General features: G+C 62.6%; 4 protein-coding genes. 1 reads left to right on the top strand and 3 read right to left on the bottom strand.

Going from position 1 to position 6,696, the window contains the following annotated elements:
- Positions 1–254: 254 nt before the first annotated feature.
- The 3 genes from proS to GC127_RS15290 form a co-directional block, all read right to left on the bottom strand.
- Positions 255–1,610, bottom strand: coding sequence for a proline--tRNA ligase (proS, locus tag GC127_RS15300; protein ID WP_151978754.1), 1,356 nt, complete (start codon positions 1,608–1,610; stop codon positions 255–257).
- 81 nt (positions 1,611–1,691) lie between these two features.
- A complete protein-coding gene (gene argE / locus GC127_RS15295; RefSeq protein ID WP_151978752.1) occupies positions 1,692–2,855 on the bottom strand; it encodes an acetylornithine deacetylase in 1,164 nt (387 codons plus the stop codon).
- 2 nt (positions 2,856–2,857) lie between these two features.
- Positions 2,858–4,678: an ABC transporter ATP-binding protein gene (locus GC127_RS15290; RefSeq protein ID WP_151978750.1), complete on the bottom strand. Its 1,821-nt coding sequence runs from the start codon at positions 4,676–4,678 to the stop codon at positions 2,858–2,860.
- Between the two features lie 275 nt (positions 4,679–4,953).
- Here GC127_RS15290 and GC127_RS15285 point away from each other — a divergent pair, with 275 nt between their 5' ends.
- The gene (locus GC127_RS15285) at positions 4,954–6,654 is read left to right on the top strand and encodes a peptide ABC transporter substrate-binding protein (protein ID WP_008280075.1); all 1,701 of its coding nucleotides are present in this window, start codon (positions 4,954–4,956) and stop codon (positions 6,652–6,654) included.
- The last annotated feature ends 42 nt before the right edge of the window (positions 6,655–6,696 follow it).

Raw genomic sequence — 6,696 nt, 5'->3', positions numbered from 1 at the left:
TCGGGTAGGGGCGTCAAGGGAGGGGGGGCAACCTTAGCCCCAAGCGATGAGCCGCGCGGTCGCTGGGCCGGGGACTAGCGATGCAACGAACGTGACTGCCACTTTATGCCAGCCAAGTCCGTATGACCTCACAGTGAGGCGCTCCCTCTCAAAATCGCTAGGCCGCGGGACGGCCCAGCGATCGCGCGGCGGCGCGTTCCGCGCCTTGTTCCGCGCGGGGGCGGCTCACCACCGCGCGCGCCCCCCTCAAACCCTCACAAACTCGGCCGCAGCACATGCCCCGCATAGATCTGCGCCAGCTTTTCCACCGCCTGCTCGGGCGGCAATTCCTCGCTGATGCCCGTGCGGCGGCTGGTCAGTTCGACCACGCCATTCTTCAATCCACGCGGCCCCACGGTGATCCGCCACGGCAGGCCGATCAGGTCCATCGTGGCAAACTTGCCGCCCGCCCGCTCGTCGCGGTCATCGTAAAGCGGCTCCATCCCCAAGGCCACCAGCGACGCATAAAGCGCCTCGCAGGCGGCATCCGCCTCGGTATCGCCTTGCTTGAGGTTCACGATGCCCGCATGGAACGGCGTCACCCCTTCGGGCCAAATGATACCCTTGTCATCATGGTTGGCCTCGATGATCGCCCCGATCAGGCGGCTCACGCCAATGCCATGGCTGCCCATATGCACCGGCACGGATTTGCCATCCGGCCCCTGCACATTGGCCCCCATCGGTTCGGAATATTTGGTGCCGAAATAGAAAATCTGGCCCACCTCGATGCCCCGGCTGGCGCGGCGGCGCGCCTCGGGGATCGCCTCGTAAAGCGCGGCATCATGCGTCTCGTCGGTGCGCGCATAGGGCGTGGTCCATTCGGTGACGATGGCCTCGCATTCGGCGCGGCTGGCGTAATCCACCACACGGCCGCCAAGGCGCAGATCGGTGATGGCGCTGTCGTAGAACACCTCCGATTCGCCCGTATCGGCCAGCACGAGGAATTCATGCGTGTCATCGCCCCCAATCGGCCCGCTATCCGCCCGCATCGGAATGGCCTGCAATCCCATCCGCTCATAGGTGCGCAGATAGCTGACCATATGGCGGTTATAGGCGTGCAGCGCGTCTTCCTTGGTCAGGTCAAAGTTATAGCCGTCCTTCATCAGGAATTCGCGGCCCCGCATCACGCCAAAGCGCGGGCGCACCTCGTCGCGGAATTTCCACTGGATATGATAGAGCGTCAGCGGCAGGTCTTTGTAACTGCCGACATGCGCCCGGAAAATATCGGTGATCAGCTCTTCGTTGGTCGGACCATAGAGCATGTCGCGATCATGCCGGTCCTTGATCCGCAGCATTTCCGCGCCGTAATCGTCATAACGCCCGGATTCCCGCCACAGATCCGCCGATTGCAGCGTTGGCATCAAGACCGGAATATGGCCGGCGCGCACCTGTTCTTCATGCACGATGTTTTCCAGCTTGCGCAGGATCTTGAACCCCAAGGGCAGCCAGGAATAAATCCCGGCGCTCGCCTGCTTGATCATCCCCGCCCGCAGCATCAGCCGATGCGAGGCAATCTGCGCCTCCGCGGGGGTTTCCTTGAGAACGGGCAGAAAATAACGGCTCAGACGCATGGGCAGGGCACCTTTGAGAGGAAATGCTTGATGGCGTCGGAGTATCCTAGGGCAGGGGGCGGGGCAAGGGGCAGGGGGCCTTCACCCCGCCAACCGCCCCAAGAGCGCGCGCATGAACGCGTGCCCGGCCTCGAATTGCGCCACGGTGATATATTCATCGGGCTGGTGCGCCTGTGCGATGTCGCCGGGGCCACAGATCACGGCGGAATAGCCCGCCTCTTGAAACTGCCCGGCCTCGGTGCCGTAGCTGACCACATGGCGGCCATTGTCGCCGGTGATCTGGCGCACGAGGCCCTCTGCCGCGCCCGCCTCTTCGGGTTGCAGCCCCGGCACGCGGAAACGGGGGCGCAGGTCAATCCGCGCCTCAGGGCGCACCGCCTGCATCGCCGCCTCTGCCGCGCGCACCTCTGCCTCAAAGCGGGCACCCCAGCCTTCGGCATCCTCGCCCGGCACCATCCGCATATCCATGCCAAAGTAGCAGTCCTTGGCGGTGATGTTATGCGCCGTGCCCCCCGAAATCTGCCCCACATGCAGCGTGGTCCAGGGCGGGTCGAACAGTGCGGCCAGCTCTGTTGCCGGTTGCGCCCGGTTTTCGGCATTGCGGGCATTGGCCCAGTCGATCAAGGGCGCTGCGGCCATGATCGCATTGACGCCGGTGTGCATCAGCGAACTGTGAACCTCATAGCCCACCACATGCACGTTATAGCCAATCCCGCCCTTGTGGCCCGTGACCGCCTGCATCATCGACGGCTCGCCGATAATGGCCAGCTCCGCGCGCGGCAGCACTTCGAGCATGCGCTCAATCATCGGTGGCGCGCCCAGACAGCCCACCTCTTCGTCATAACTCAGCGCCAGTTGCAGGGGCCGCGCCACGCCGGAATGATGCGCCTCGACCAAGGCCCAGATCGCCAGCGCGTCAAATCCTTTCATGTCACAGCACCCGCGCCCGTAATATTTACCGTCACGTTCGACCACGGCAAAGGGATCGCTGGCCCAGGGCTGGCCATCCACCGGCACCACATCGGTATGACCCGAGAGCACGACACCCCCCGCCACCCAAGGCCCGACATGCGCGAAAATCGCGGCCTTCTCGCCGGTCTCGTCATAGTGGCGATGCGATTCTATCCCGTGGCTGGCCAGATACTCCTCGACCCACTCCACCAAAGGCAGATTGCTGTCGCGGCTCACAGTCGGAAAACCCACCAACCGCTCCATGATCTCGAGCGGCGTCAATCGCGCGACCATGCTCAATACCCGCTTTCTGAGGTCAGCACGAAATGCCCCGGATCCACCTCTTTATACGCCGACGGTCCCGGATCGTATCCGACCCGGTGGATGGGCGAGGGGATCGGCTTGAAATTCAGATCCTTTTCGGATTTCCGCAGCTTTGGATCGGCAATCGGCACCGCCTTCATCAGGGCCTGCGTATAGGGATGTTGCGGGTTTTCGAACACCGCCGCGCGCGGGCCCCGTTCGACAATGCGGCCCAGATACATGACGCCCACATCATGGCTCACGCGTTCGACCACGGCCATGTCATGGCTGATAAAGACGTAACTCAGGCCCAAATCGGCCTGTAATTCCATCATGAGGTTGAGCACCTGCGCCTGCACGCTGACATCGAGCGCGCTCACCGCCTCATCCGCGACGATAAGTTTGGGGTTGAGGGCCAGCGCACGGGCAATCGCCACCCTTTGACGCTGCCCGCCGCTCAACTCATGCGGAAAGCGCCGCAGGAAAGAGCGCGGCAATTCCACCCGGTCAAACAGCATCGCCACCCGGTCTTCGATCTCTGAGGCAGACACCAGCCCGTAATTCTTCATCGGCTCTGCCACCTGCGCCGCCAGCTTCATCTGCGGATTGAGGCTGGCGAACGGGTCTTGAAACACCATCTGCATATCCACGCGGGCGCGGCGCAGATCGCGCGGGGCAAGCGCCATGATATCGACACCGTCCAGCACCACCTCGCCGGCCATCGGCTCGACCAGCCGCAGGATCGAGCGGCCCGCAGTGGATTTGCCACAGCCCGATTCCCCCACAAGCGAGAGCGTGCGCCCCTTTTGCAGGGTAAAGGACAGATCCTCGACCGCATGCACATTGGCCAGCGTCCGGCGAAAGAACCCGCCCTTGACCGGAAACCGCGTGGTCAAGCCCTTGACGCGCAACAGCTCTTTGTCGTGCCCCTTGATCGGTTTGATCTCTTGCGCGTCCGATCCCAAAAGGCGCATCGGCTCTGGCCAGACCTTGCCGCGCATCTCGCCCAGCTTGGGCACAGCGGCGAGCAGCGCCTTGGTATAGTCATGGCTTGGCGCTTCGAATATCTGTGCAACCGGCCCTTCTTCGACCTTGGTGCCGCGAAACATCACCACCACCCGGTCCGCCATCTGCGCCACCACGGCCATATCATGGGTGATGAAAATCACCGCCGTGCCGGTTTCGCGCTTGAGCCGATCAATCAACGCCAGAATCTCGGCCTGAATGGTCACGTCGAGCGCGGTCGTCGGCTCGTCCGCAATCAGCAGGCGCGGCTTGCACGCCAACGCCATGGCGATCACCACCCGCTGCCGCATCCCGCCAGACAACTCGTGCGGATATTGCTGCAACCGCCGCTCCGGTTCTGGGATACGCACCTCGCGCAGCAATTCCAGCGCCTGCGCCCGTGCCGCCGCCTTGTCTAGGCCGCGATGCACGCGCAGCCCCTCGGACAATTGCCGCCCCACGGTAAAAACCGGGTTAAGCGCCGTCATCGGCTCTTGAAAGATCATCCCGATCTCATTTCCCCGGATCGTGCGCATCAGGCTCTGATCCGTCTTGGCCAGATCGACCGTGCCGCCCTCTTTGCGGTCAAACAGGATACGCCCACCCGCAATCGTGCCGCCGCCATACTCGATCAGCCGCATCAACGACAACGATGACACCGATTTGCCCGACCCGCTCTCGCCCACGATACAGACCGTCTCGCCGGGGTTCACGGCAAAGGACACATCCTCGACCCCCACCACCGGGCCATCCCGCGTTTCAAACGCAACCCGGAGATTCTCGATCTGGACAATGGGCGTATCCAGCATGGGCGCTGCCTCTGTATTCAGGGGATCATGCTTAAACGCTACTCACTTTCGCGCGCCCCTGTCAAACAACGCCGCACGTTGCACGCGATGTTGACCAGTCGCGCAAATGGAATGCTTGCATTTTATCAGGTTCCGGTCTGAGATGCCCATGCCAGTCAAGGTTGTGGGACCCCCGCACCGGACACGGCATGCGCCCGGCCAAGCCTAACGTGCCGCGGATCAACGAATGAGACGGCCCAAAAATCGCTGTCCAACATCGGAGGAAGACCAAAGCCATGACCCTGAAATCCCTATTGCTTGGCGCCACCGCCGCCACCAGCCTCGCCTCTGTCGCGATGGCAGAGCGTGGCGCGGATGGCCATGTGAACCTGATCTACTGGCAAGCGCCGTCCATCATGAATCCCTATCTTTCGGGCGGCACCAAAGAGGTTGAGGCCGCCAGCCTCGTGATCGAACCCTTGGGCCGTTACAACACCAAGGGCGAGATGATCCCCTATCTGGCCGAAGAAATCCCCACCGTCGCCAATGGCGGCGTGTCCGAGGATCTCACCTCGATCACCTGGAAGATCAAGCCGGGCATCACCTGGTCGGATGGCACGCCCTTTACTGCCAATGACGTGAAATTCACCGCCGAATACTGCATGCACCCCGAAGGCGGCTGTGCCCAGCTTGGCAAATACGAAGGTGTTTCCTCGGTCGAAGTGATCGACGATCTGACCGTCAAGGTGAACTTCTCCCAGCCCACCCCGGTGCCCTATGGACCCTTCATGGGCGGTCAGGCCCCGATCATTCAGGCCGCGCAATTCGCCGACTGTCTGGGGGCCAAGGCGCAGGAATGCGCCGATGCCAATTTCGCCCCCATCGGCACCGGCCCCTTCAAGGTGGATGAATTCCGCCCCAATGACGTGATCTCGCTCTCGGCCAACCCCAATTACCGCGACCCGGCCAAGCCGCGCTTTGCCACCATGACCTTTAAGGGCGGCGGCGATGCCACGGCGGCAGGGCGTGCGGTGCTGGAAACCGGTGAATTCGACTATGCATGGAACCTGCAACTTGCCCCCGACGTGATCGCCAATATGGAGGCGGCGGGCAAAGGCGTGGCCATGTCGGCCTTTGGCACGCTGGTCGAACGGATCGAGATGAACATGACCGATCCGTCGCCCGACCTGCCCGAAGGCGAGCGCGCCACTGCCAAGCACCCGCACCCGATCCTGACCGACCTGCGCGTGCGCAAGGCGCTCTCGATGGCGATCGACCGCGCATTGCTGACCGAAATCGGCTATGGCAAGGCGGGGCGGCCCACCTGCAACCTGGTGCCGGCACCGGAAATCTTTGCCTCGGACAATACCGATTGCCTGACGCAGGATATCGAAGGCGCCAAGGCGCTCTTGGAGGAGGCGGGCTGGACCGTGGGCGCAGGCGGCATCCGCGAAAAGGATGGCAAGAAACTGTCGCTGCTATTCCAGACCTCGACCAATGCCGTGCGTCAGGATTTTCAGGCGCTGATCAAACAGTGGTGGTCCGAAATCGGCGTTGAAACCGAACTGCGCAACATCTCTGCCTCGGTGTTCTTTGGCAGCGATCCGGGCAGCCCCGATACCTTCCCCAAATTCTATGCCGATGTGGAAATGTATGCCAACAACTTCGACGGCACCGATCCGCAAAGCTATCTGGCAGGCTACACATGCGAAAAGGCCCCGCGCCCCGAAACCCAGTGGCAGGGCGAGAATATCAACCGCTTCTGCGATCCCGCTTATGATGCGCTGGTCAAAGAACTGGGCCGCACCGCCGAACTGGACAAGCGCGGCGAGATTGCCAAAAAACTCAACGACATGCTGACCAAGGACAGCTACACCATCGTGCCGCTGGTGGACCGTGGCCGCGTCTCGGCCCGCTCCAACTCGTTGGGCGGGGTAGAGCTGAACACCTGGGACACCGAGTTGTGGAACGCCGCCGACTGGTTCCGGATCAAGTGATCTGACGCCAAAGGCCGCTCCGGGGCATTCTCCGGGGCGGCG

Origin of the sequence: Roseovarius sp. EC-HK134 (assembly GCF_902498815.1) — a bacterium.
Lineage (GTDB): Bacteria > Pseudomonadota > Alphaproteobacteria > Rhodobacterales > Rhodobacteraceae > Roseovarius > Roseovarius mucosus_A.
This window is presented reverse-complemented; position numbering and strand designations above follow the sequence as displayed.